Annotated in this window: 1 protein-coding gene; it reads left to right on the top strand. The window is 62.9% G+C overall.

What is annotated here, in order from left to right:
- On the top strand, positions 1-294 hold a 294-nt coding region (rplM, locus tag ACQG3P_RS19240; protein ID WP_426805933.1), incomplete at both ends, for a 50S ribosomal protein L13.

Below are 294 nucleotides of genomic sequence, written 5' to 3'. Positions count from 1 at the left end.
CACCCCTCCCGTTGATACCGGTGATTACCTGGTAGTCATCAATGCAGAAAAGATTGCCGTCACCGGCAACAAGCTGCAGGACAAGCTGTACCACCGCTTCACTGGCTACAGCGGCAACCTGAAGACCGAAACTCTGGCCCAGGCGCTGGAGCGCCACCCGGAGCGCGGCATCGAAACCGCCGTCAAGGGCATGCTGCCGAAGGGCCCGCTGGGCCGCGCCAGGTACCGCAAGCTCAAGGTGTACTCGGGTTCCGAGCACCCGCACGCCGCTCAGCAGCCCCAGGTTCTGGATAT

Source organism: Stenotrophomonas sp. SrG, assembly GCF_050031795.1.
GTDB lineage: Bacteria > Pseudomonadota > Gammaproteobacteria > Xanthomonadales > Xanthomonadaceae > Stenotrophomonas > Stenotrophomonas rhizophila_A.
This window is presented reverse-complemented; position numbering and strand designations above follow the sequence as displayed.